Annotated in this window: 21 protein-coding genes and 1 tRNA gene; 17 read left to right on the top strand and 5 right to left on the bottom strand. The window is 36.9% G+C overall.

Annotated features, from left to right (window positions below):
- Nucleotides 1-14: 14 nt before the first annotated feature.
- The 4 genes from AC3FI7_RS13855 to AC3FI7_RS13840 are packed head-to-tail and all read left to right on the top strand — an operon-like array spanning nt 15 to nt 2,805.
- On the top strand, nt 15-731 hold the full coding sequence (locus tag AC3FI7_RS13855; protein ID WP_491460333.1) for a C40 family peptidase: 717 nt from the start codon (nt 15-17) through the stop codon (nt 729-731).
- A 22-nt stretch (nt 732-753) separates the two neighbouring features.
- Nucleotides 754-1,221 carry a DUF1648 domain-containing protein gene (locus AC3FI7_RS13850; protein WP_491460332.1) on the top strand — a complete coding sequence of 156 codons (468 nt, stop codon included), beginning with the start codon at nt 754-756 and terminating at the stop codon, nt 1,219-1,221.
- On the top strand, nt 1,218-1,562 hold the full coding sequence (locus AC3FI7_RS13845) for a cupin domain-containing protein (RefSeq protein WP_142725461.1): 345 nt from the start codon (nt 1,218-1,220) through the stop codon (nt 1,560-1,562). The genes AC3FI7_RS13850 and AC3FI7_RS13845 overlap by 4 nt, the downstream gene beginning before the upstream one ends.
- A gap of 4 nt (nt 1,563-1,566) precedes the next feature.
- The gene (locus AC3FI7_RS13840) at nt 1,567-2,805 is read left to right on the top strand and encodes a 3-deoxy-D-manno-octulosonic acid transferase (protein WP_491460331.1); all 1,239 of its coding nucleotides are present in this window, start codon (nt 1,567-1,569) and stop codon (nt 2,803-2,805) included.
- Here AC3FI7_RS13840 and AC3FI7_RS13835 read toward each other — a convergent pair.
- Genes AC3FI7_RS13835 through AC3FI7_RS13825 form a run of 3 tightly spaced genes read right to left on the bottom strand, consistent with a single transcriptional unit; the run spans nt 2,797 to nt 5,179 of the window.
- Nucleotides 2,797-3,423, bottom strand: coding sequence for a deoxyuridine 5'-triphosphate nucleotidohydrolase (locus tag AC3FI7_RS13835; protein ID WP_491460330.1), 627 nt, complete (start codon nt 3,421-3,423; stop codon nt 2,797-2,799). The two genes, AC3FI7_RS13840 and AC3FI7_RS13835, sit on opposite strands and share 9 nt — an antisense overlap.
- Nucleotides 3,423-4,178, bottom strand: a complete 756-nt coding sequence (locus AC3FI7_RS13830) for a glycosyltransferase family 2 protein (RefSeq protein ID WP_142725458.1) — start codon at nt 4,176-4,178, stop codon at nt 3,423-3,425. Before AC3FI7_RS13830 ends, AC3FI7_RS13835 begins: the two co-directional genes overlap by 1 nt.
- 23 nt (nt 4,179-4,201) lie before the next feature.
- Nucleotides 4,202-5,179, bottom strand: coding sequence for an acyltransferase family protein (locus tag AC3FI7_RS13825; RefSeq protein ID WP_491460329.1), 978 nt, complete (start codon nt 5,177-5,179; stop codon nt 4,202-4,204).
- A 198-nt stretch (nt 5,180-5,377) separates the two neighbouring features.
- Here AC3FI7_RS13825 and AC3FI7_RS13820 point away from each other — a divergent pair, with 198 nt between their 5' ends.
- The 13 genes from AC3FI7_RS13820 to AC3FI7_RS13760 all read left to right on the top strand — a co-directional run bounded on the left by AC3FI7_RS13820 (nt 5,378) and on the right by AC3FI7_RS13760 (nt 21,719).
- A complete protein-coding gene (locus AC3FI7_RS13820; protein WP_142725456.1) occupies nt 5,378-5,851 on the top strand; it encodes a lipocalin-like domain-containing protein in 474 nt (157 codons plus the stop codon).
- A gap of 183 nt (nt 5,852-6,034) precedes the next feature.
- Complete coding sequence (gene leuS / locus AC3FI7_RS13815; protein ID WP_491460328.1) at nt 6,035-8,848, top strand: leucine--tRNA ligase; 2,814 nt, start codon at nt 6,035-6,037, stop codon at nt 8,846-8,848.
- Nucleotides 8,849-9,088: 240 nt separating this feature from the next.
- Nucleotides 9,089-9,952, top strand: a complete 864-nt coding sequence (locus tag AC3FI7_RS13810; protein ID WP_002976280.1) for a MotA/TolQ/ExbB proton channel family protein — start codon at nt 9,089-9,091, stop codon at nt 9,950-9,952.
- Between the two features lie 61 nt (nt 9,953-10,013).
- Nucleotides 10,014-10,622, top strand: coding sequence for an ExbD/TolR family protein (locus AC3FI7_RS13805; RefSeq protein WP_142725454.1), 609 nt, complete (start codon nt 10,014-10,016; stop codon nt 10,620-10,622).
- 11 nt (nt 10,623-10,633) lie between these two features.
- Nucleotides 10,634-11,203, top strand: a complete 570-nt coding sequence (locus AC3FI7_RS13800; RefSeq protein ID WP_491460327.1) for an ExbD/TolR family protein — start codon at nt 10,634-10,636, stop codon at nt 11,201-11,203.
- 29 nt (nt 11,204-11,232) lie between these two features.
- On the top strand, nt 11,233-12,075 hold the full coding sequence (locus tag AC3FI7_RS13795; protein WP_142725452.1) for an energy transducer TonB: 843 nt from the start codon (nt 11,233-11,235) through the stop codon (nt 12,073-12,075).
- A 75-nt stretch (nt 12,076-12,150) separates the two neighbouring features.
- The gene (locus tag AC3FI7_RS13790; protein WP_172617109.1) at nt 12,151-12,348 is read left to right on the top strand and encodes a DUF308 domain-containing protein; all 198 of its coding nucleotides are present in this window, start codon (nt 12,151-12,153) and stop codon (nt 12,346-12,348) included.
- The gene (locus AC3FI7_RS13785; protein ID WP_343659975.1) at nt 12,338-13,210 is read left to right on the top strand and encodes a PstS family phosphate ABC transporter substrate-binding protein; all 873 of its coding nucleotides are present in this window, start codon (nt 12,338-12,340) and stop codon (nt 13,208-13,210) included. Before AC3FI7_RS13790 ends, AC3FI7_RS13785 begins: the two co-directional genes overlap by 11 nt.
- 91 nt (nt 13,211-13,301) lie before the next feature.
- Nucleotides 13,302-14,954 (top strand): tetratricopeptide repeat protein, encoded by a 1,653-nt coding sequence (locus AC3FI7_RS13780; protein WP_491460326.1) that lies wholly within the window; start codon nt 13,302-13,304, stop codon nt 14,952-14,954.
- 82 nt (nt 14,955-15,036) lie between these two features.
- Nucleotides 15,037-15,756, top strand: a complete 720-nt coding sequence (gene bshB1 / locus AC3FI7_RS13775; protein ID WP_142725449.1) for a bacillithiol biosynthesis deacetylase BshB1 — start codon at nt 15,037-15,039, stop codon at nt 15,754-15,756.
- A gap of 37 nt (nt 15,757-15,793) precedes the next feature.
- Nucleotides 15,794-15,870, top strand: a tRNA-His gene (locus AC3FI7_RS13770).
- A 335-nt stretch (nt 15,871-16,205) separates the two neighbouring features.
- Nucleotides 16,206-16,640, top strand: a complete 435-nt coding sequence (locus tag AC3FI7_RS13765; RefSeq protein ID WP_142725448.1) for a hypothetical protein — start codon at nt 16,206-16,208, stop codon at nt 16,638-16,640.
- 30 nt (nt 16,641-16,670) lie between these two features.
- A complete protein-coding gene (locus tag AC3FI7_RS13760; protein WP_491460325.1) occupies nt 16,671-21,719 on the top strand; it encodes a DUF4132 domain-containing protein in 5,049 nt (1,682 codons plus the stop codon).
- Nucleotides 21,720-21,832: 113 nt separating this feature from the next.
- On the opposite strand, the gene AC3FI7_RS13755 is transcribed toward AC3FI7_RS13760, so the two are convergent.
- The gene (locus AC3FI7_RS13755) at nt 21,833-22,168 is read right to left on the bottom strand and encodes a DUF3276 family protein (protein WP_002976288.1); all 336 of its coding nucleotides are present in this window, start codon (nt 22,166-22,168) and stop codon (nt 21,833-21,835) included.
- Nucleotides 22,169-22,267: 99 nt separating this feature from the next.
- Complete coding sequence (locus AC3FI7_RS13750) at nt 22,268-23,929, bottom strand: ABC transporter ATP-binding protein (protein WP_491460324.1); 1,662 nt, start codon at nt 23,927-23,929, stop codon at nt 22,268-22,270.
- Between the last annotated feature and the right edge of the window lie 6 nt (nt 23,930-23,935).

Raw genomic sequence — 23,935 nt, 5'->3', positions numbered from 1 at the left:
TAAAGTGAGAATTAATGAATAAAGGAATTTGTATTGTTACAGTAGCGCCGGTCCGTGCAGAGAATTCTGACAGGGCTGAAATTGTTACAGAAATATTGTTTGGGGAAAGTGCAGATATTTTGGAAGTCAATAAAAACTGGACCAGAATAAAAATGCATTATGACGGGTATGAAGGATGGATGGATACCAAACAGCTAAAACCGGTGACAGACGAAGAACTGGCCAGCAGAAAAGTGACTGTTGTTACTGAAGATTTTTCTTCCGTATTGATGAATGATGGGAAGACTTTGCTTTCTATGGGATCAGAAGTGGAGTTTCCGGTAGTGGCTTCGAGAAGGAGTCATGATGTACGTGAAAGTATCGCGCTGACAGCAAAAGAATTCCTTAATGTACCCTATCTGTGGGGAGGTAAAAGCTTTTTTGCCGTTGATTGCTCGGGCTTTACCCAATTGGTGTATAAAATTCACAATATCAAAATTCCGAGAGATGCTTCCCAGCAGGCAGAGGTAGGAGAGCCGCTTACTTTTGTAGAAGAAACACAGCCCGGAGACCTTGCCTTCTTTGAAAATGCAGAAGGAAAAATTATTCATGTAGGAATAATGCTGGATAATCAGAAGATCATCCATGCTTCCGGGAAAGTAAGAATTGACACCTTAGATTCCACAGGGATTTTCAATAAAGAAATGAACAAGCATACTCATAAGCTGAGAGTGCTGAAAAGTGTAATTTAGCCTCAGTTAAATCTCATTTGAAATGGAAAATATTCTTTTTATAATTTTTGATATTTTTAATTTTGGATGGGTTGCTTTTTTATGGTGGTTTACCCTGAAAAACTATAGGACTTTACCAGATCGGATTCCTGTACATTTTGATATGGAAGGAAAAGCTGATGGCTTCGGGGGAAGAATCTATGCCTTTCTGATGCCCGTATTGGCCTTGGGATTGTATGCTGTGTTCACCTATGGAACAAGACATCCCGAAAATACTAATTTTCCGGTAGAAATTACAGATCAGAATATGAATGCCCAGTATTTAATTATGAAAATAGGACTGAGGACCCTCTTTATCGTATTGGGAATGGTTTTTTTGAATATTCAGGATTATATGTTCAGATATGCTGTTGATGATAAGGCCAAACTCAGGATTTCATTTGCGACCATATTTTTGTCCGTTGTTTTATTTGTCCCCTTGTTACTTTTTATTACTCACTTATTTAAATGATACATTCTAAAGAAAATTCAGAATACTATATCTGGGGAAACCTTTGTGAGAGTTGGATTCTGAAAAATACAAATAAAATATCCATAAAGCAGGAAAAGATGCCTGCTGGAACTTCAGAAAAACTACACTTTCATAAAGTGGCAGAACAGTTTTTCTACATTCTTAAAGGAGAAGCGGTATTCTTTATCAATGAAGAAAGATTTTGGGTTAAACAAAATGAATCTATTTCTATTGCCCCGGAATCAAAGCACCTTATCTCCAATGAATCTGCTGAAGAAATTGAATTTTTAGTCATATCAAGTCCACCTGCGGATCATGATAGAATTGAAGTTAAAGAATAATTAAATGGCTTTTCTATACAATATATTTATCAGTCTCCTTACTTTCGGAATGAAGGTTTTTGCTTTATTTAATGGTAAAACTAAAAAAGGCGTTGAAGGGAGAAGCCAGTCTTTGGCTCAAGTAAAATCTGTATTTTCGAAAACAGATAAAGTCATCTGGATGCATGCAGCCAGCCTCGGTGAATATGAGCAGGGATTGCCCGTTCTGGAGAAGCTTAAGGAGAATTTTCCACAACACAAAGTTCTGGTAACCTTCTTTTCTCCATCTGGATATGAAAATGTGGTGAAAAAGAAGCATATTGCAGATGTTATCTGTTATTTACCCTTTGATAAAAAAAGCACTGTAAAAAAATTTACATCACAGTTTAATGCTGAACTATTTTTTACGGTTAAATACGATTATTGGTATAATCTCCTTGCAGAACTTAAAAACCAAGGGACTAAAATTTATGTAATTTCTGCACTGTTCTATGAAAGGCAATCATTTTTTACTTCTTATGGAAAATGGTTTGTAAGGCAGCTTAAGAACAATGTGGATTGGTTTTTTCATCAGACCCAGTTTTCATTGGCCCTGGCAAAAAGTGTGGGGTTGCTACAATCTTCTGTAACGGGAGATACAAGGTTTGACAGAGTAAAGCAACTGCGAAAACGCGATAATCATGTAGATTTTATTTCTGATTTCAAAGGAGAAAATAAAGCCGTTGTTTTTGGAAGTTCCTGGCAGGCTGAAGAAAAAATAGCAGAAGTGGTTACTCTTAAAAATAAGGCCGTAAAAATCATTATAGCACCGCACGATCTGAAAAGGGTAGAGCATCTTAAAAATATATTTCCCGCTGCTTTACTGTACAGTGAAATACAAAATAGCCAATCTTCAGCTCTGAATTCCCAGATTCTGATTATAGACAGTATAGGCTTATTGTCAAAATTATATTCTTATGCAGATGTAGCCGTTGTAGGAGGAGGATTTCATGATGCAGGGCTTCACAATATTCTGGAGGCGGCAACCTTTGGTGTTCCTGTAATCTTTGGAAATCATTATAAGAAGAACCCTGAAGCTGATGACCTGATCTCATTGAACGGTGGAAAGGCCTTCCCTGATGAATATACGGCGTCAGAATTTGTTTTGTTTCTCACCAATGAGGATAATAAAGAAGAACTATCAGCAATGTCTCAAAATGCAGGAAGATTTGTTGATGATAAGCCTGATTCTACCAGGATGATTCTACAGAAAATTTTATCTTAAAAATCCCTGACTTTTAATTTCTTTCATGATCTGATCGATATTCTCAGGTATTTTATCACATTCAAACCAGTTGAAATCAAGTCCATTATTGATACAAAGCTTTTGCAGGTAGTGATTTTCTGAAATTTTACTTAAAGTTTCACGAAGATATTCATCAATTTCCATCCAGTAATCCTCATCCAGTTTTTTAATCAGGACCAAAGATTTGAATACTTTATTGATGATATAAATATAAAGCTTATAAACATTGTCAAAACGTTGTCTGCTGAAGTCACTATTGCTGTTCAATACTTTATTGATAAGAAGAAGGTTAAGGGTGGCTTCTCCGAATTTATCCGTAGTAATTTTTACATGTTCAGTGATTTCGGCACTTATTTTACGGATGATGGTAAGGAAGTATTTGGCATTTCCGACATATTTTGAAGCCAAGAGTACCTGCTCTTGTAGATGGTCTTCCATAGCATTCCTTTTATCATCGGTGGTTTCCGGATCAATAAGTTCGAAATACAGTTTTTTAGATAACAATTTATCCTTTCTCAGAAGTCTGAAAATAAGTTTATCTTTCTCTGCTCCGGTAAAAGCACTTAAAGCGGCTTTAAACTCTTTTGAATACTCCATTAATTGAAAATTTTTGAATACTTCATAAATCCGTTTAACGCCCAGTTAGCCGTATAGTATAATGATTTTACTGTTGAGAACCCCATGAAATCTTTATAGACAAGATATTGATCTTTAATGATATTCTTTTTTTTTCTGGAAACACTGTTCTCGCGCATTCTGTATTTTGCCAGTGTCTGCTTTACAGGTATTCCTTCCGGAATTTCTTTTAAAAGGTTAAGCCACATCACATGATCTTCGCGCTTGCTTTTTACAGGAAATAAAAATTTTCCAACCCTCTTTGTATCATACATTGTGGAAACCGGGGCCAGACGGCATGTCTTCAGCAGATTGGAAAAAGTAACGACTTTATCTGCGAGAAAATCTTTCAGAATAGGCTGCAGCTGTTCATTACACCTGGAATAGTTACAGTAAACCAGTTCCGCATTGTTTTCCCGCATGTAATCTGTCATTGTTTCCAGATATTCCGGGTACCAGTAATCGTCAGAATCCAGAAAAGCAATATATCTTCCTTGTGCCCTTTTCAGGCTGTTGTTTCTGGCATTTCCGGCTCCTCCATTTTTCTCCAGTACCTGCAGTTTTATTCTGGGGTCGTTGTATTTTCTGATGATCTCAACAGTATTATCTTTGGAAAGGTCATCGGTGATCAGCCATTCCCAGTTTTCATAGGTTTGGTTGAGAACAGACTGGATGGTTTCCTCGATAAATTCAGCAGAATTATAACAGGGAGTGATAATGGAGACAAGATCTTTCATTTATGCTTTTTGAATATGTAAAATTATAAAAATCTTTTTTCATAAAGATGCCAGGAAGCAATTCCTACGCTGATGACCACCAGCATACATACCAATCCCATAAAATAAGGGTTGTAATTGGCAAAAAGTCCTAAGGTCGCAAATACCCTGATGATTGGAAAATGGAAGATATAGATCCCGTAAGTGAAATCTCCATACTTCCCGAAATTGTTCAGAAATTTAAAAGAATAGGCAACATACAGCACAATAATACTGATCATTATAGGAGAGAACAGCTTTATTTTAAAAATAAGATCTATCCATACTGTAAGCACAGCAATGATGAATAAGACATTTTTATGTTTGATAAACTTATCAAAATTAAAATAGATCAGCATCCCGCCGATGAAGTAACATAGTGACCCTGGCAATTGTCTTGAAAGAGCTGCTTTTCCGGCCATTTCAAAATAATTAAGATAAACCAGCGAGAGAAAGTACAACACGATCAGACTGAGACTTCTGTATTTATTATTTTTTCCAAACAATAAAAACATCAGAGGAACAGCGATATAAAAACACATTTCTATCTTAAGCGTCCATAATGCGCCATTCACCGCCTGATTGCCAAATACACCAGGAAGCCACGGGGCCTTAAAATTCATAAAAATTGAATTCCAGAACAGATACTTATAAACCTGTGTGTTTCCAAAATATTCTGAAAAAGGAAGCGTACTGAACAGGCTCAGTAACAGGGCACATAAAAATACAACCAATAAATAAGCAGGAACAATTCTGTTGAATCTCTTTTTGGCATAACTTTTTAGACTGGAAGATCTTTCGTAGCTTCTTGCAATAAGAAACCCACTCACAATGAAAAACGAAAAAACGGCTACTTCTACGGGGCTGTATGTTAAAATGGTGAGCTGATCAGAGCCACTTAATGCTCCCAGGTGTCCTATAAAGACAATGAAAGCAAGGAGAACACGGATGAAATCAAAATTGTTTTTCGTAATATCCTGCATTTGTATTTTCTTTTCCTACAAAAATAACTTTTTTAATAAAATGAAAGGGTCAACTGTACATTATTTGTTAAATAAAGGGGAAATGAAGTCTGAGCATTTTAAAATATATATAAATAACGCTGAATGAAATAATTTTTCATAAAAAATAGTAATATAAATCAAAAAAATTATAATTTTAGCGCTTGAAAAAAATGATCTATGAAGAAATTAGCATTACTATTTGCAGGTTTGTCGTTGTTTGCCGCTACAGGATGTAGTGATAACAATGATACTGTTCTGGAAGCTCCTCTGGTTGGGACCTGGCAACCATTAAAAGAAGTAGTTACTACTGTTGAGGTAGGCGAAGACCCGGTTTCTAACACGATTACTTATACTGACTGCCAGAAGCAGACCAGATGGTGGTTCGGTGCAGACTCCAAAGGTGGAAAAACGAACTGGGGAGATACTGCTACACCAGGTCAGTGTGCTATTCTTTCTGATATAAAATTCAACTATACCTATAATAAAGAAGGAAAAGACGTTCAGATGAAGATCCAGGGCATAGTAGAGCCGCAAAATGCAAAGGTGGTTACTTTGGACAATACAACACTCAATCTTGCTGTAAGAGAGGAAACTCAGGATCCTACTGTATTCCAGACAAGAACTTATACATTCAAAAGAGTTCCTCAATAATAATTAGACTTCAGGACATCAAAAAATAAATCTCATCCACGGATGGGATTTTTTTGTTGAGATGGGAATTGCAATTCATTATAAATTAAATTTCTATTTCCTTTAAAATCATTATTTTTGTGAATCTTGTTAAAAAGAAAAAATAATTCAATATTTTAAAATCTAACATATAATATATATAAAGTGTTTTACGATCATCAGCAGATAGAAAAAAAGTGGCAGAAATACTGGGAGGATAATCAAACCTATAAAACCTCTAATAACACAGATAAACCTAAGTTTTATGTACTCGATATGTTTCCGTATCCATCAGGAGCAGGACTTCATGTGGGGCACCCGCTGGGATATATTGCATCGGATATCTATGCAAGGTACAAAAGGCATCAGGGGTTTAATGTGCTCCATCCGGTAGGATATGACAGTTTCGGACTCCCTGCTGAGCAGTATGCGATCCAGACCGGACAGCATCCGGCCATCACTACTGAAGAAAATATCAACAGATACGAGGAGCAGTTGAGAAAGATCGGTTTTTCATTTGATTGGAGCAGGGAAGTCAGAACTTCAGATGCATCTTATTATAAATGGACGCAATGGATTTTCATCAAGTTGTATGATTCCTGGTATAATAAAAATACGGATAAGGCAGAAGCTATTGATTCTTTGATTCAGCATTTTGAAGAAAAAGGGACAGAAGGTTTAAATGCCAATCAGAACGACGAATTAAATTTCACCGCAGAAGAATGGAAGAATGCTTCCGATCTTGATAAAGAAGACATCTTATTAAACTATCGACTTGCTTACAGGGCTGAGACTACTGTAAACTGGTGTCCGGCATTAGGAACAGTACTGGCAAACGATGAGGTGAAAGATGGAAAATCCGAAAGAGGTGGTTTCCCGGTTTTCCAGAAGAAAATGATGCAGTGGAGCATGAGAATCTCTGCATATTCTGAAAGACTGTTACAGGGATTAAATACTTTAGACTGGCCACAGCCGTTGAAAGATTCCCAGGAATACTGGATTGGAAAATCTCAGGGAGCGCAGGTGCAGTTCCAGGTAGAAGGGCATGACGAGGTTGTTGAGGTCTTTACAACAAGACCTGATACTATCTTTGGAGCAACTTTTATGGTATTGGCTCCGGAAAATCCTTTAGTGGAAACTATTACTACGGATGCACAAAAAGTAGAAGTGGATACTTATATTGAAGAAACCTCCAAAAAAACGGAGCGAGACAGAATGGCTGACGTGAAAAACGTGAGCGGTGCATTTACCGGAAGCTATGCAGTGAACCCATTCAGCAATGAAAAAATGCCAATCTATATCTCTGATTATGTATTAATGGGATATGGAACAGGAGCCGTGATGGCTGTTCCGGCACATGATGAGCGTGATCACAGGTTTGCAAAGAAATTCAACCTTGAGATCAAAAAAGTGGTAGACACTGAAGAAGATGTTCAGGAGAAGTCTTTTGATTCTAAAGATTCCGTTTGTGTAAACTCTGATTTCCTGAACGGATTACATTATAATGATGCGAAAGCAAAAATAATTTCCGAGATCGAAACCAAAGGAATCGGCCACGGAACGACCAACTACAGACAGCGTGACGCTATTTTCTCAAGACAGCGTTATTGGGGAGAACCTGTTCCTATATATTATAAGGATGGGATGCCTTACACACTGCCTGCTTCTGCTTTACCGTTGGAACTTCCTGAAGTTGAAAAATACTTACCAACAGAAGATGGAGATCCGCCACTGGGAAATGCAAAAGAATTTGCCTGGGATGAATTGAATCAGAAAGTAGTTGCCACAGATTTAATTGATGATAAAACAATTTTCCCGTTAGAATTATCTACAATGCCAGGCTGGGCAGGAAGCTCATGGTATTTCCTTAGATATATGGATCCGAATGACGATGAGGCTTTTGTTAAAAAAGAATTGGCAGATTATTGGGGACAGGTAGACTTATATATAGGAGGGAGCGAGCACGCAACCGGTCACTTGTTATATTCCCGTTTCTGGAACATGTTTTTAAAAGACAGAGGCTATATCAGCCATGATGAGCCTTTTCAGAAATTGATCAACCAGGGGATGATCTTAGGGATGAGTGCATTTGTTTACAGAATTGACGGGACTAATCAATATGTATCTAAAAATTTAGCTAAAGACTACCAGACTCAGCAGATTCATGTGGACGTGTCCTTATTAAAAGGAACTTCTGATGAATTGGATACTGAAGCTTTTAAAGCATGGAGGCCAGATTATGCTAACGCAGAATTTATTCTGGAAGATGGAAAATACATCACTGACCGTGAAGTGGAAAAAATGTCCAAGTCTAAATATAACGTGGTAAACCCTGATGATATCTGTGAAGAGTACGGGGCTGACGGTTTAAGACTATATGAAATGTTCCTGGGACCATTGGAGCAATCCAAGCCTTGGAATACACAAGGGTTAAGCGGAGTATATGGTTTCCTTAAGAAATTCTGGAATCTTTATTTCAATGGAGATGTATTTGAAGTTTCAGATGATGAACCTTCAAAAGCTGAATACAAAGTTTTACATACCTTAATAAAGAAGGTAGTATATGATATTGAAAACTTTTCTTTCAATACATCGGTATCCTCATTTATGATTGCTGTAAACGAGCTTCAGAAAATAAAATGTAACAAACGCAATATTTTAGAGCCGTTAGCCGTTATCATTTCTCCTTATGCGCCTCACATCTGTGAAGAACTGTGGAGTTTATTAGGACATAATACATCCATCGAATTTGAAAAATTCCCGGTATTGAATGAGGATTATCTGGTGGAAGACGAAATTGAATATCCGGTAAGTGTAAATGGCAAAATGAAGTTCAAAATTTCACTTTCAGCTCAATTATCTGCGAAGGAGGTGGAAGATTTGGTGATTTCAAATGAAAAAATGCAACAGATTTTGGAGGGTAAAACCCCTAAAAAAATCATTGTAGTTCCTCACCGTATTGTGAATATCGTAATTTAAAAAAAAATTAACATTGGGAAATTAAAAAAAATGGGTGTCTTATTTTTTTGATTTTTTAATTCAAATGTTAAATTTGGAAAAAATAAATAAAATAATTTAAAATAATTATTATTTCGAAATCGTATTAAAATTTCTTTATCAAAAAAAAGCAAAATGTTTAATTAAGACTCTTGCATTTTAATTAATTTTGCCTTTAATTTACACCCTGTAAAATTTTAAAACAATATAATTTAGTTAAATATGGAAATGAATGTTTCAAAAAATGATGAGCAAGTAGTTGCTAGAAAGGCAGGAGGTTTAAATCCAGCTGTTATTATTCCTATTCTATTTGCTATAGGAGTATGTATTTATTTATTTGTTCTTGGGAGCCCAGGAAACTTTAAAGATGCAGATAAACTAGGAAGTGGATCTGTAGCTTTTTCAAGTGTTGAAGGAAAAGACATTCACCCAGAATCGTTTTTAGGTATTATCTACAAAGGAGGGGTTATCGTACCAATCTTGATTACTTTCATGATTACTGTAATCGTTTTCTCTTTTGAAAGATATTTCGTTCTTGGTAAAGCAGCTGGAAAAGGAAACTTAGACAACTTTGTTGTTCAGGTAAGAAGCTTGCTAAACCAAAACAAAATCGACGAAGCTATCGAAGAGTGTGACAGACAACAAGGTTCTGTTGGTAACGTAGTAAAAGAAGGTCTTACTACTTATAAAGCACTTGCTCACGATACTACATTAAATAAAGAGCAGAAAATGGTAGCTCTTAACAAAGCTATCGAAGAAGCTACAACTCTTGAGATGCCAATGCTTGAGAAAAACATGATGATCCTTTCTACTTTAGGTACAGTTGCAACGTTAGTAGCACTACTTGGAACGGTAATCGGGATGATCAAGGCGTTCTTTGCATTAGGTTCAGGAGGTGGTACTCCGGATGCTGCTGCTCTATCTACCGGTATCTCTGAAGCCTTGATTAACACGGCATTAGGTATTGGTACTTCAGCGATCGCTATTATCCTTTACAACTTCTTTACTTCTAAAATTGACGGATTAACTTACAAGATCGATGAGATCTCTATGAGTATCCAACAATCTTTCGCTGAATTCAACTAAGAATTAGCAAGGTATTTGCATTAGCAATTAAAAGAAGTTTAATTAATAATATTTTATAATAATGGCGAGAGTCAAACCTAAAAGACATGGAGTAGTGACGGACATGACCGCAATGTGTGACGTTGCGTTCCTACTTCTTACGTTCTTTATCTTGACCACTCAGTTTAAAAAACCTGATGTGGAGCAGATTAAACCGCCATCTTCAATTTCGGAAAAACTGCTTCCTGATGCTAGTTTAATGACTATCAACGCTACTCCGGATGGGAAATTCTATTTCCAGCCAGTAGAAAACGCATCAGAAAGAGTTGCTCTTTTGGAAAAAATGGGACAAAAGTATGGAATTACTTTTGACAACAACCAAAAAGCTGCTTTCCAGAAAGTTCAGGCAATTGGAGTTCCAATGAACCAACTTAAAGGGTACTTGGACATGCCTGCAGATGAGCAGAAAAATTATAAGAGTCCTACAGGTATTCCTATGGACAGTACAAATAAACAGTTAGTTGACTGGGTAAAAGAAAGTTTGAGCGTTAACCCTGACTATAAGTTAGCAATTAAAGGTGACGTGACAACTCAGTACCCTAAAGTTAAAGGTCTATTTGAAGGTTTAAGAGATATTGATTTTCTTAAATTTTGGTTGATTACATCACAAGAAGGTAAACCTAACGAATAATATCGATAGAAATGGCAGAAGTACAAGTACAAGAGAAAGGCGGCAAGGGCGGCAAGGTCCGTTCCAAGAAGCAAAGTACCAGGGTCGATATGACTCCGATGGTGGACTTGGGTTTTCTATTGATTACCTTCTTTATGTTCACAACTACATTCAGTAAACCGAATGTTATGGATTTGGGTCTTCCGGCTAAACCTAAAAAAGATCAGCCGAAACCTCCTCCAACAGAAATTAAACTTTCTAACTCTATCTCTATACTATTAGGAAAAAATAACAGAGTTTTCTGGCACCAGCAGGATGCTACATCCCTGAATGACCAGACTCTTATGGAAACTACTCTTGATAGAGAGGGAATCAGAAAAGTAATTCAGCAGGCAAAATCTAGAGCTGCAGATCCGACTAAATTTACCGTGATCATTAAGCCGACTGACGATGCTGTATATAAGAACTTTGTTGATATTCTTGACGAAATGGCAATTACCAAAAGCGAGCAGTACGGAGTTACGGATGTGAAGCCTTGGGAGAAAGCTGTTTATGAGAAGAAAGTAGGAGGTGCTGCTGCACAGGCTGCTGCTACAAAGTAATTTAACCATAAAATTGTTATATCTAATCTATGGCAGATGAAAATGTATACGGTCAGAATCTTACTTTAGATGAGATCGTATTTGAAAATAGAAACAAGGAATATGGTGCCTATGATCTTAGACATCAGTATCCGAGACTTTTAACAAAGTCTTTTATCATCGGAACAGCTTTATTCCTTTTGGCAGCTTTGTCTCCGTTCATCTATCTTACGATTAAAAATCTTACAGCTCCGCCTAAACAGGAAGTGAAGGCAGATTTGGTAGATATTATCGAAGAAGATCCGATTATTGAGCAGCCTAAAGAAGAAGAACCACCTCCACCACCTCCACCTCCAAAAGAAGAGGAGAAAATTGAGGTAATTCAGAACGTGGTTCCTGAGCCTGTAAAAGCTCCGAAAATTGAAACTCCACCGCCACCAATCTCTAAACAGTTGGAAACTACAACTGGTTTACAGAATCAGGAGGGGGTAAAAGCTCCGGCTTATACGCCACCACCGCCACCACCATCTACAGGTACTAAAGCTAGTACAGTAGAAGTAAAAGCGAACAACCCTAACGAGATCTATAAAGATGTTGACCAATCTGCAGAATATCCTGGAGGTATGGGAGCATTGAGAAAGTTCTTGGGAGATAACTTCGATACATCTTTGATGGAAGGAGGTGAAGGAACGCTTAAAGCGAAACTTAAGTTCGTTGTAGAAAAAGATGGAACTGTTTCGAATGTTACTATTGAAGAGAAATCTCCAAATGGCGACTTCAACAATGAAGCTATGCGTGTAGTTAAGAAACTTAAAAAATGGACTCCTGCGAAGAGAAACGGGGAGAGCGTTAGATCTTACTATAGCGTACCATTTACTATGAACTTTGAATAAGACTTATTTATTCAAAATATAAATAAAAAGAGAAGCATATGCTTCTCTTTTTATTTTTTTTGGTATTTTTGTTACATGATGTTCAATTGGTTATCCCTGGTTACGGGATTGTTTTATATCGTTTTAGGAATTGTAGTGATTGTCTACAAATTCTTCTTTACTATTTTGGAGCCGGCTGTTGCCTATGCATTAGGGGTGGTGCTGGTTATTTATGGTATTTTCAGAATTTACAGGGCAATCTCAAGAATTAAAAAATCGAGAAATGAAGAATAGTTTTAAGCTTGCAGTAGTTCTTGTTTTGGGCATGATGCTGGCAAGCTGCAAGAAGGATCAAAATACTCCTTCCTACCATAAGGGTGATCTTACAATTTTTACAGATGAGTCCTTTCAAAGCGTTACAGAAGCATTAGCGGAAGGCTATATGATCAACTATCCTGAAACACACATTAAAGTAGAAACCAAGAAAGAAGATTTAGGACTTCTTGATCTTTTGAAAGGAAGTGCTAAAGTGGTAGTAATGTCCAGAAATCTTAATCCTGAAGAAATAAAAACCTATGAGGAAAGAACAGATTTAAAGTTTCTTCCTGCTAAATTTGCTGCTGATGCAGTGGTTTTTGTTGTACCTAAAGATTCCCCAAAAGAAAGTATTTCAATAGAAGAAATCAGCAGCGGTCTGATGTCTGATAAAAAAGAATTTATTTTTGACGGAACCAACTCCAGTAATCTGAACTTTGTGGCTGAGAAACTAAAAAAACAGCCAAAAGACCTTAAATTTTCCATTATTCCGGGGAATCAGAAGATTATAGAGGAATTGGGAAAATATCCCGATAAAATAGGCGTTATTGGATTGAATACTTTCAGCCGTCCTTATGATAAAACTTCAGAAAAGCTCAGAGAAATGGTAAAAGTGCTTCCTGTGATAGATAAAGGAAAATCATACACTCCCGATTTTGATGGACTTCGTACAATGGAATATCCGTTTACCAGAGTACTTTATTTCTTGATTAACGAAGGTAACTTTAATATTGCCAATGGTTTTATAAGATTTTCATGTACCCATTTAGGACAGAAAATTGTACAGAAAGAAGGGCTGCAACCTTACAATCTTTATAAGAGAGAAGTTCAGATGCGTTAAAAAATATTAAATTCACAATTTATCCTTATTAAAAATTTTGATTTGGTCTGAAAGTTGTGTACAATAAAACTCAATTATTAGAAAATATAAAATGAAAGATATAATGAATATGAATGTAAAGAAGATTGCTTTTGGAGCAGCCGTGGTATTTTTTACCGGTTTTGCCTCTGCACAGACATTGCAGGATGGTATTAACAGTATAGACAGTGATAAATTTGCGCAGGCAAAAACAAATTTCACTGAAATGATCGCTAAAGAGCCTACAGCTGAAAACTACTTCTATTTGGGAAATACTTTCTTAAGACAAGGAGAGCCAGATTACGCAAAGGCAACTGAAAACTTTAACAAAGGATTAGCTGCTGACGGTAAAAGCTATCTGAATAAAATCGGTTTAGCTGCTGTTAAATTAGGTAAAGGTGATAAAAATGCTGTTGCTGAAATTCAAAAAGTAGTTACTGATTCAAAAGAAAAAGATGCTGAAGTTCTTTTCAGAGCAGCAGAAGCTTTAACTTTATTCGAGAAAAACAGTTCACCAGATCTAGCAATCCAGTTTTTGACTAAAGCTATTGAGAAAGCCGAGAAAAAAGGTGTTCCTGCACACTATTATTATACCTTAGGAGATGCTTACAGATTAAAGAGAATGCCTGGAGAGGCTATGTCTGCTTATGACAAAGCGTTACCTACTGCTAAAAATAAAGCTTCTGTTTATACAAGAATGGCAACTTTATGGATGGCTGCACAACAATGGCAGCAAGCTAAGCAAAACATTGATAAGGCTATTGGTGTAGATGCTACTTACGCTCCTGCATATAAAGCATTGGCTGGTTATGATATTAGATACCAACAGAATGCAAAAGCTACGCAAGACCTTATCAATTATACAAAATATGCTGATGAAGATCCGTATACTCAGTTAGAAATTGCAAAATTATATTTCACAAACGAAGATTATGCAAACTCTAAAATGGTATTGGACAAGATTTTCGATAAAATTGATGATCCTATTAAGTTCAAATTAAGAGCTTATAACGCATATGCAGACAGAAACTATGCAGATGCTAAACAAAATATGGATACTTTCGTTTCTCAGGCTGAGAAGACAAGAGTATTGCCTGCTGACCAAGGTTTACAGGGGCTTATTGCTGCCGGTTTAGCAAAAGATGAAAAAGATGCTGCTAAAAAATCTGCTCTAATGGCTGAAGCTCAGCAAAAAGTGGGTATTGCAAAAGCTGCTAAAGATGAAACCATGAAGTGGGATCTTGAATTGGCCAACATTGCAGGTGGTGGAGGTGCTTCTCAGGCAGAAGCTGACAAAGGACCTACTAACCCTACCATTGAAGCGTTGAAAAAGCAGGTTGCTGCTAATAGCCAGGATTCTGATGCATTATTCAAGTTGGCAACAGCTTATCAGGACGTAAAAAACTGGAACGGAGCAATCCTTACATGGCAGAAAATGTCTGCACTGCTTCCAGACTGGGCTCCGGCTTATTACAGCCAGGGGTATTCTTACCAGCAGGCTGGAAATAATGAGGCTGCAAAATTAGCTTATGAGAAATTTATCAGCACCGTAAAACCGGCTGATCAGGAAGCGAATAAGCAGACTCTTGCCTATGCTTACTTTGCGGTAGCTTATATGAGCAAAGATTCTGATGTTGCTAAAGCTAAAGATTATGTAGCTAAATCTTTACAGTTAGATCCGACTTATCAGGATGCTGTAAAATTAAATGCAGAAATCAATAAGTAATTTAAAATTTAAATTATAGATATAAAAACTTCCCATTCGTAATGTTTGGGAAGTTTTTATTTTAAATCCTATCTTTGAATTTATGAAAACTGATATACTTGCTTTTGGTGCACATCCGGACGATGTAGAACTTGGGTGTGGCGGAACTATTGCCAAAATGGTTTCTGAAGGAAAAAAATGTGTTGTTGTTGATCTTACAAGAGGCGAGCTCGGAACAAGAGGTACAGACGAAACCAGAAAAACAGAAGCGGCAGATGCTGCAAAAATATTAGGGCTTTCGGCAAGAGAGAATCTGGGTATGAAAGATGGTTTTTTGGTAAATTCTGAAGAATACCAGATGAGGATTGTAAAAATGATCCGCAAATACAGGCCAGAAATCGTCTTGGCTAATGCTATTGATGATAGGCATCCGGATCATGCAAAAGGAGCGAAATTAGTATCAGATGCGTGCTTTTTGTCCGGGCTGAGGAAAATTGAAACAGTATTGGAAGGAGAAACTCAGGAAGTGTGGAGACCGAAGCATGTTTTTCATTACATCCAATGGAAAAATATCCAGCCGGAGTTTGTTATTGATATTTCTGAATTTCTTGACAAAAAGATCGATGCATGTATGGCCTATAAAACCCAGTTTTATGATCCAACATCTAAAGAACCTGAGACTCCGATTACAACAAAAGACTTTTATGAAAGCTTAACGTACCGGGCACAGGATTTAGGGCGATTATCGGGAGTCACTTATGCTGAGGGATTTACGTCAGAAAAATTAATTTCTTTGAAAAATTTTGACGGAATTGTTTGGTAGTTGAGGAAAATGTCCTATATTTGCACTCAGAAAAACGGTGATTGTAGCTCAGTTGGTTAGAGCGTCGGATTGTGGTTCCGAAGGTCGTGGGTTCGAGACCCATCATTCACCCCAAATTAGCACATTTTCTATTGAAAATGTGCTTTTTTATTTTATATCAAAAGAATCCCAATATATTCAAATAGCACTTTTTGACATCTTATTTTTTTATACCAGTTTAGGAAAAAGTATATTATCACGGCAGGCATCTGCATAATTCGTATGAAAAATAGATACTTTTATTTTCAACTTCCTCAACAATAGGTTGCGTGAATGATAATTACACAACCCTGTACTTAAACTTCTGTTACTTTTTCAAATTTTGTTTTCTTGATTTTCGTCATAAACTCTCAGGTTGATACAATAGCAGCTGGAAATTTTATTATCTTTAGTCCACACTAAGTTCAAATATGGAAATAAAGGTCACAGTAAAGCAATTGGGAAAAAAGCATCCTGTTCTTTCGGAACAAAAAATTGAAATTGCATACGACGGAAATCAAATCTCACTTGAAAATCTATTAAAATTAATTGTTCAGCAGCAGGTAGAAGTATTTAATGATAAATCCTTTGAGCTGGAAGAAGACGATTACTCCAAAATTCCTCATGAAAGCTATCTTAATATTCTTACAGATACAGGAAAAATAGGTTTTGAAAGCATTTATAATCTCAAAAAAGCAGACTTGCAAAAAGCGCAGGAAAATGCTGTTCAGGCATTTGAAGATGGAATATTCGCCGTATTTTATCATGATGAACAGCTTGAAAATCTTAATCAGAGTATAGATCTCAGTCTGGGGCATTCATTCACCTTTATCAGGCTTACATTTCTTGCAGGAAGTTACTGGTAATTAATCATATGATATAACATAATACAGCACATGGAAATCACAAAAAAATTAGAATCGAAAAAACTGGCTAAAAATTATCACGAAAAACTAAGGAAAGACTTATTGGAGCGCGCGGAAAAAGGAACTTCATCGGATATTTTTCCTGATAAACCCATCATTAAAAAAGAAGTTGCTGAGCTTGGAATTCTCTTCAAAGGTAAAACCAACTATTTTCAGGCAATGACACTGGGGTCAAAGGAATCTTTACAATTTCAGGAATTAATCAAACCTGATATCTGGGAAAATAAGGCGTATTACAATCTTTTGATATATTTCTTTGGTGAAAATGCAGCATTGGTAAAATACGCATGGGACAGAATGCCTTATAAAATGTACCAGACGGGTTATTATCGCCGTTCTTTCCGGGCTCCTCACAATCAAAAATACATTCAGATCAATCAGGTCAATCTGATAAGAGAGCTGTTACAGCTTCCTCACACATATTCCTATGATGAAGGAGATCATTATTTTGATCTTACACTGGAAGAGCAGATTATATATGATCATGCATTGACGAATAACTCAAGTCAGTTTTACATTTGGTCGGCTGCAATTGATACCGGAAATACGTCTGTTTACCAATTGATTGAGGACATTATTTTCAACAAACATCCTGAGGGTAAAGTTTCAAGAAATATCATAAAAGCCCTTTTAAACAGTGAACAGAAGCGCTGTTGGGAGCTGGTGGAAAAACTTTTACTGGCAGCCCAGAGACAGGAAGGCTTAAGGCAGACTATCCTGGAGGCTCTGGATGAAACAAGTGTGGGTGCTTTAGAATATATGATTAATGTTATCATTGAGCATAAACTAACCCGCTTTTCCTCTGTTGTACGTTCTATAGATACATGGACAGGTCTCGGTTGGGAGGCTGAAAAAGAAACCGTTGTTAAAAATATTATTTCACTGGCTCAAACTTACTTCAAAAATCCGGAGATGATTCCTGGTGCTGTGAAAAGTAAGAATAATAATGAAGCCTATATGGCACTTTGGGTTCAGTCAGTATGGGATGTAGAAAAAACAACACCTTATCTTCACGAACTTTTTGATAATGGAAACATAGAAAAAAAGTGTCTGGCAATAAAATTTGCTGTAGAGACTCATGATCCTTATATCCAGATGCCTCTGTACTATAAAGCTGTGGCCAATGGTGATGTGCAGGTTTTGGCTTTTGCAGCCAGTTCAATGTCAGGGCTGCTCAGCGTCAATACAGAATCAAAGTTTTTTATCAACAATCCCGATTATCCTGCGTTCTTTGAAAAGCTGCATACCCTTACGCAGCAAATAGAGATCAAAGAGAAGAAATTTGAGGGGAAAATATTCTCATGGCTTAATGCTACTTTCAGAAAAAGTGATCTTTATGCATCCATGTTCTATCTGGTAGGAGAGGATCATGAAAAGCTGGACATTGTAATTTCATATTTTGATCAGTTTGATCTTTCATTGCGTGAGCTTTTAACGAGAAATATATTGGGTGAATTCTACTGTTACTCTCTTTCATATGGACTCACGAAGAAAAGTAAAAAAGTTACGGCGTTTCAAAAAGAATTTGCCTTTAAGATTATCAGAGACAGAGGAGAATCTTTGATCGCTTCAGGAATTAATGTATTGCTGCAAAATCCTTTAAGCAAAAAAGAGATTATGACTTTCTTCGAGATGTTTAAAAGAAAAGGAGGAACACTCCGCAAAAAACTTATAGAGCTTGTTGTAGAACAGGATGACGAAGTAATAATCCCGTTGGTAAATGAGCTTCTTGCAAAAGGAGATGTAGAACAGAGAACCGCATCGCTTGACATCATGATTCAGCTTCAAAAATCTAAAAGAGCAGTAGCTCAGATGAGCCGATGGGTGCAAGAGTACAGCGAGAGATCAAAAATATCGGAAAGAGAACGGAGCTTACTTGAACAGCTTAATCCCTCTTCAGATAAAAAAATCCTTTCTCCGGAAAATGGATTTGGATTTTATAATCCTGTAGAAATATCAGAATATACTTTGCCAAAGGTTGAAAAAGACTCAATATATGCACAGGCAACTGAAAAAGACCGATATGGATTCACACAATCTGTTGATCACATCAAAGAGCACCTTAAAAAGCTCAATGATTTATATCTGCAAAACAGAAACTATGAGTACGAATCCGAAAACTGGGATGGCGCTGTAACTACAGTTTTATTGGGGAATGAATTCCGCCAGATCAAAAGAAATACCGAAGGTTTTACTCCGGAACAGCTCGCCGCCAACTACCCACTGCATGAAGTATGGAAGCAATGGTATATAGAATCAGGATTACAGCCGAGAGATTTGTTTTTAATAACATTTGCTGAAAACTGTGACCGGAAAAAGTTCAGAGATTTTTTACAGGATTATGTCTTTTATCATAAGGAAATACTGCCTAATCCTATGAAAGGAGGCTATTATTGGAATAATCCCATCAATTTTATTCTCCATTCTTTACAGCATACATTTGTGTTTAAAGAAAAAACAGACTTCCTGATAGATGCCTGCAGTACCTTGTTTGCTAATCTTCCGGAAGATATTATCAACTATAAAGGAAAAGATGAAAATGAATATTATTACAGCTATAACAGAGGGAATGGCTGGCAGGAATTAGGTTTTTTCAATGTATTTTTAATGGCAGTCCCATTAAGAAATCTCAAAGATGAGCAATATATCAAGCTGTGGAATTTATACCGTTGGATGCAATATAACGGTTTGGAAGAAAACAGAAAGTTTGCCGTTCCTCCATTTTATTTATTTTGCAAAGCCTATGAATTAAAAGCTATCACTAAAGAGGAACTTTACGAGGGAATTCTCACTGCAGATTCGGCAATCAGAGACCTTACAGCAATAAAATTTCATCCGAATAATGAAAAATATACCGAGCTATTTCCTTTTCTGAAGCCTATGATTGATGAGATTCAGAATAAATTCCTTGATGTAGAGCTGGTTCGTGGCGATGCCAATACTCCGGTTTCCCATTTTGTACAGCAGTTCCAAGCCATTTATGGAACCCATAGATTCATTCAGATTTTAAAAGGTCTTGGTAAATCAGGGCTGTATGCCAATTATATATACAGCTATGGAAATGAAAATATGACCAGGCAAAAGCTATTTTCAATGCTTATCTCCAATAGTTATCCTTTAGAAACTGACACCCAGGAATCATTCAATGAAATGGTAAAGAAGGAGAAGATTACTGAGCTCCGCCTGATACAGGCTGCTGTCTATGCACCGCAATGGCAGAAACTGATCAGTACTTATCTGGGGTGGAAAGGACTGGATTCTGCAATATGGTGGATGCATGCCCATACCAAAACAAGCGCCTACGAAGCTCAGAATGCAAAACTGGAAAGTGAGGTTGCTAAATATTCTTCGGTAGATGTTCAGGAATTTAAAGACGGGGCTGTAGATAAAGATTGGTTTACCAAGGCCTATAAAGAATTAGGCAAAAACCGCTGGGAAATGTTGTATGAATCCGCAAAATATATTTCTGACGGCAACGGACACCGTAGGGCAAGACTTTATTCTGATACGCTGACCGGAAGTTTAAAAATAAAAGAAGTAACAGCAAAAGTAAAAGAGAAGAGAGATCAGGATTACCTGCGTGTCTATGGGCTGGTGCCTTTGAGCAAGGCAAATCCTGAAAAAGATGTATTGAGCCGGTATGAATATATCCAGCAGTTTAAAAAAGAAAGTAAGGAGTTTGGGTCAATGAAGCAGGCAAGTGAGGCTTTGGCCATTAGGGTGGCATTGGAAAATCTTGCCCGAAATGCAGGATATCCAGATCCGGTAAGACTTACCTGGGCTATGGAAACCAAACAGATTCAGGGACTGTTATCCAGGGAAATGCAGGTGACAATTGATGGAGTTACAGTAGGACTGATTATAGAAGATAGCGGAAAAGCAGAACTTGTAGTCTTCAGAGATCATAAACAGCTGAAATCTATTCCCCCAAAAATCAAAAAGGATAAGGCGGTCATTGAATTAGGAAATTACCGCAAGATTATGCGTGAGCAATGGAACCGTTCGAGAAAGGGACTGGAAGAAGCGATGATAAGAGGAGATCAGTTTCTTTTGAAGGAAATGACAACCCTTTTTGAACATCCTGTTATTGTAAAGCATCTTCAGAAGCTGGTATTTATTTCCAATGATCATACAATAGGATTTTTTCATGATGGGAAGCTTGTGAATGCTCATGGGGAAATTCAGGAACTCAATGATGAACATACGTTACGCATTGCACATTGTGTGGATTTACACCAATCTTCAGTATGGGCAGATTATCAGCATTATTGCTTTAAAGAAAAACTTGTTCAGCCGTTTAAACAAATTTTCCGTGAATTATATATTCCTACGTCGGACGAATTGAAGGAGAAATCCATATCGCGCCGCTATGCCGGACATCAGATTCAACCTAAGCAAACTTTAGCATTGCTTAAAACAAGAGGATGGAAGGTAGATTATGAAGAAGGACTTCAGAAGGTATATCACAAAGAAGGCTTCCAGGTTAAGCTGTATGCATTGGCTGACTGGTTTTCACCTGCTGACATAGAAAGTCCTACCCTCGAAACAATAGAATTCCATTCCTTAAAGGACTATAAAAATATTCCTTTTGAAGATATTGATCCGAGGTTATTCTCAGAGGTGATGCGTGATATAGACCTTGTAGTATCTGTTGCCCATGTAGGGGGAGTGGATCCAGAGGCCAGTCATTCATCCATTGAGATGAGGGCAGTACTGATGAAAGAGACTGCCAGATTATTTAAACTCGAAAATATTAGGATTGAAGGTTCCCATGTTCTGGTAAAAGGTGGGATGGCAGAATATAGTGTGCATTTAGGAAGTGCTGTAGTCCACCAGGTTCCGGGTAAGTATCTGTCGATTCTTCCTGTGCATTCACAGCAGAGAGGAAGATTATTCCTTCCTTTTGCCGATGATGATCCAAAGTCGGCAGAAGTACTGTCCAAAGTATTATTACTGGCAAAAGATAATGAAATACAGGATCCCGCTATATTATCACAGATCAAACGTGAATATGTGTAAATAAACAGAAAAAGGTGCACTTTCAATAGTGTACCTTTTTTCTTTTATAATAAGTCTGCTATGCATAAAAAAAGCATCTTTTTCAGATGCTTGTGTTTTTAGATATTCTTTTTTTAAACCTCGTCGTCAGAATCTATTGTGTAAGATCTGCTCTTGAAGTCTTTGTCATGTTTTTCTGAAATTACATCCTCACCCTTTTCATTAATGATGAAATCTGTGGACTCATTAAACATCTCCTGGAAACTCTTAAAATCTTCCTTGTAAAGGTAAATTTTATGCTTCTCGAATGTAGCTTCCCCATTCTCTCCGAAATTCTTCTTACTCTCAGTGATGGTAAGATAATAATCTCCTGCTTTCGTCTCGCGCACATCAAAGAAATAAGTTCTTCTCCCTGCTTTTAACACCTTCGTGAAAATCTCATTTTCATGGCGTTCCTTGTATTCACTCATTGTTAGATATTTTTTAATCTTGTTAAGAACAAATATAAAAGAATTCTTTTAATCACAAAATTTTTTTTATGATTTATTTAACAATTGAGAACGAAATGGCTATGCGGTTACAGAATTGGTAATTTCAGTCAGGTTAATAATTTGGTGAGCTTTTTGGGCGCTAGACTCTCTGTGTGTGATAATTATAGAAGTCGCGTTGCTTATTTTCCGGTCAATATTTTCCAGAATATTCTGCTCTGTTTCGGTGTCTAAAGCAGACAGGGAATCGTCAAAAATAATGATATTAGGATCTTTAATTAAGGCTCTGGCGATGCAAATCCTTTGTTTCTGACCTCCCGAAAGCATAACCCCCCGTTCACCCACAAGTGTTTTATATTGGTCTTTAAACTCTACAATATTTTTATGAACATCTGCAATATTGGCATACTCTACCACTTTCTCGTGAGATGGATTATCAATGGCAAAGCCAATATTGTTTTCAATAGAATCGGAAAATAAATAGCTCTCCTGCGGTATGTACCCGATAAAATTTCTGTAGTTGGTCAGATTATGGTCTTTCAGGTTTTTACCGTCAATCAGAATCTCTCCTTCGCTAGGATCAATTAATCTGCATAAAAGCAATGCGATTGTCGACTTTCCGCTCCCGGTTTTACCCATAATTGCTAAAGATTCCCCTGCTTTTACTTTAAAGCTTAAGTTATCAAGGGCTTTGATTCCCGTATTCGGATATACATAAGAAACGTTCCTGAACTCAATATCTCCTTTAATAGGATAATTTTCAAAATTAGTATTGATGATCTCGGATTTTTTATCCATAAATTCATTGATTCTCTGCATAGATGCCTCAGCCCTCTGATTTACGGAAGTAACCCACCCTACCATGGAGAATGGAAAAATAAGAGTGTTGATATACATAAAGAAATCAGCAATTTTACCAATGCTTAATTCTCCGGCAATGTATTTTGTACCACCTATCAAGATAACGGCAACGTTCAGCAATCCGATGACAAAAAGAATAATAGTGAAGAAATATGCTTCTGTTTTGGCAAGATCCAAAGCCTTGTTCTGATAATCAGTAACTTTGATTCCGTAATTTTTTTCAATATATTTTTCTCTTGCAAAGAATTTTACGACACGGATTCCGGAAAAGCTGTCCTGAACAAAAGTGGAAATTGCAGACTGGCTTTTCTGCATGATCTTCGACTTTTTATTAATGATCGAACTTACTTTGTAAATTGCATAAGATAAAATCGGAAGTGGCAGTAAAGTCCACATCGTCATGGAGGTATCTGTCTTTACCATGTAAATTGCCGTGATCAGCACAAGAACGATCAGGTTGGCTACATACATCACTCCCGGCCCCAGATACATTCTTACAGCAACAACATCTTCACTCAGTCTGTTCATTAAGTCTCCGATGGTGGTCTGCTTATAATCTGTTAACGACAGATCCTGATAATGTCTGTAAATTTTATTTTTAAGCTCATATTCTATCCTTCGGGAAGCAACAATAATGGTCTGTCTCATCATAAAGGTGAAGAATCCGGTAAGAAGAGAACATCCTACAATAATCCCAACATAAATTAAAACCTGCTGATTGAAGCCAAGATTACCACTTTTTGTAAGCTCATCAACGGATTTCCCTACAAACTGAACCTTATATATATTAAAGAAATTACTGGCAATGATAAATAGTACCCCCCAAAACAATAGTATTTTGTGTTTCCAAAAATAAGGGTTTAAGGTTTTTAGCGCTTTCATATAGTT

This window comes from Chryseobacterium sp. TQ-BC-N36 (genome assembly GCF_058382295.1).
This window is presented reverse-complemented; position numbering and strand designations above follow the sequence as displayed.

Excerpts from the sequence above, each read along its gene's own strand:
- AC3FI7_RS13855 (WP_491460333.1), top strand. The coding sequence starts at position 15 with ATGAATAAAGGAATTTGTATTGTTACAGTAGCGCCGGTCCGTGCAGAG.
- AC3FI7_RS13795 (WP_142725452.1), top strand. The coding sequence starts at position 11,233 with ATGGCAGATGAAAATGTATACGGTCAGAATCTTACTTTAGATGAGATC.
- AC3FI7_RS13835 (WP_491460330.1), bottom strand. The coding sequence starts at position 3,423 with ATGGAGTATTCAAAAGAGTTTAAAGCCGCTTTAAGTGCTTTTACCGGA.
- AC3FI7_RS13810 (WP_002976280.1), top strand. The coding sequence starts at position 9,089 with ATGGAAATGAATGTTTCAAAAAATGATGAGCAAGTAGTTGCTAGAAAG.
- AC3FI7_RS13820 (WP_142725456.1), top strand. The coding sequence starts at position 5,378 with ATGAAGAAATTAGCATTACTATTTGCAGGTTTGTCGTTGTTTGCCGCT.
- AC3FI7_RS13845 (WP_142725461.1), top strand. The coding sequence starts at position 1,218 with ATGATACATTCTAAAGAAAATTCAGAATACTATATCTGGGGAAACCTT.
- AC3FI7_RS13825 (WP_491460329.1), bottom strand. The coding sequence starts at position 5,179 with ATGCAGGATATTACGAAAAACAATTTTGATTTCATCCGTGTTCTCCTT.
- AC3FI7_RS13765 (WP_142725448.1), top strand. The coding sequence starts at position 16,206 with ATGGAAATAAAGGTCACAGTAAAGCAATTGGGAAAAAAGCATCCTGTT.
- AC3FI7_RS13850 (WP_491460332.1), top strand. The coding sequence starts at position 754 with ATGGAAAATATTCTTTTTATAATTTTTGATATTTTTAATTTTGGATGG.
- AC3FI7_RS13840 (WP_491460331.1), top strand. The coding sequence starts at position 1,567 with ATGGCTTTTCTATACAATATATTTATCAGTCTCCTTACTTTCGGAATG.
- AC3FI7_RS13790 (WP_172617109.1), top strand. The coding sequence starts at position 12,151 with ATGATGTTCAATTGGTTATCCCTGGTTACGGGATTGTTTTATATCGTT.
- bshB1 (WP_142725449.1), top strand. The coding sequence starts at position 15,037 with ATGAAAACTGATATACTTGCTTTTGGTGCACATCCGGACGATGTAGAA.
- AC3FI7_RS13830 (WP_142725458.1), bottom strand. The coding sequence starts at position 4,178 with ATGAAAGATCTTGTCTCCATTATCACTCCCTGTTATAATTCTGCTGAA.
- AC3FI7_RS13755 (WP_002976288.1), bottom strand. The coding sequence starts at position 22,168 with ATGAGTGAATACAAGGAACGCCATGAAAATGAGATTTTCACGAAGGTG.
- AC3FI7_RS13800 (WP_491460327.1), top strand. The coding sequence starts at position 10,634 with ATGGCAGAAGTACAAGTACAAGAGAAAGGCGGCAAGGGCGGCAAGGTC.
- AC3FI7_RS13750 (WP_491460324.1), bottom strand. The coding sequence starts at position 23,929 with ATGAAAGCGCTAAAAACCTTAAACCCTTATTTTTGGAAACACAAAATA.
- AC3FI7_RS13785 (WP_343659975.1), top strand. The coding sequence starts at position 12,338 with ATGAAGAATAGTTTTAAGCTTGCAGTAGTTCTTGTTTTGGGCATGATG.
- AC3FI7_RS13805 (WP_142725454.1), top strand. The coding sequence starts at position 10,014 with ATGGCGAGAGTCAAACCTAAAAGACATGGAGTAGTGACGGACATGACC.
- AC3FI7_RS13780 (WP_491460326.1), top strand. The coding sequence starts at position 13,302 with ATGAAAGATATAATGAATATGAATGTAAAGAAGATTGCTTTTGGAGCA.
- AC3FI7_RS13760 (WP_491460325.1), top strand. The coding sequence starts at position 16,671 with ATGGAAATCACAAAAAAATTAGAATCGAAAAAACTGGCTAAAAATTAT.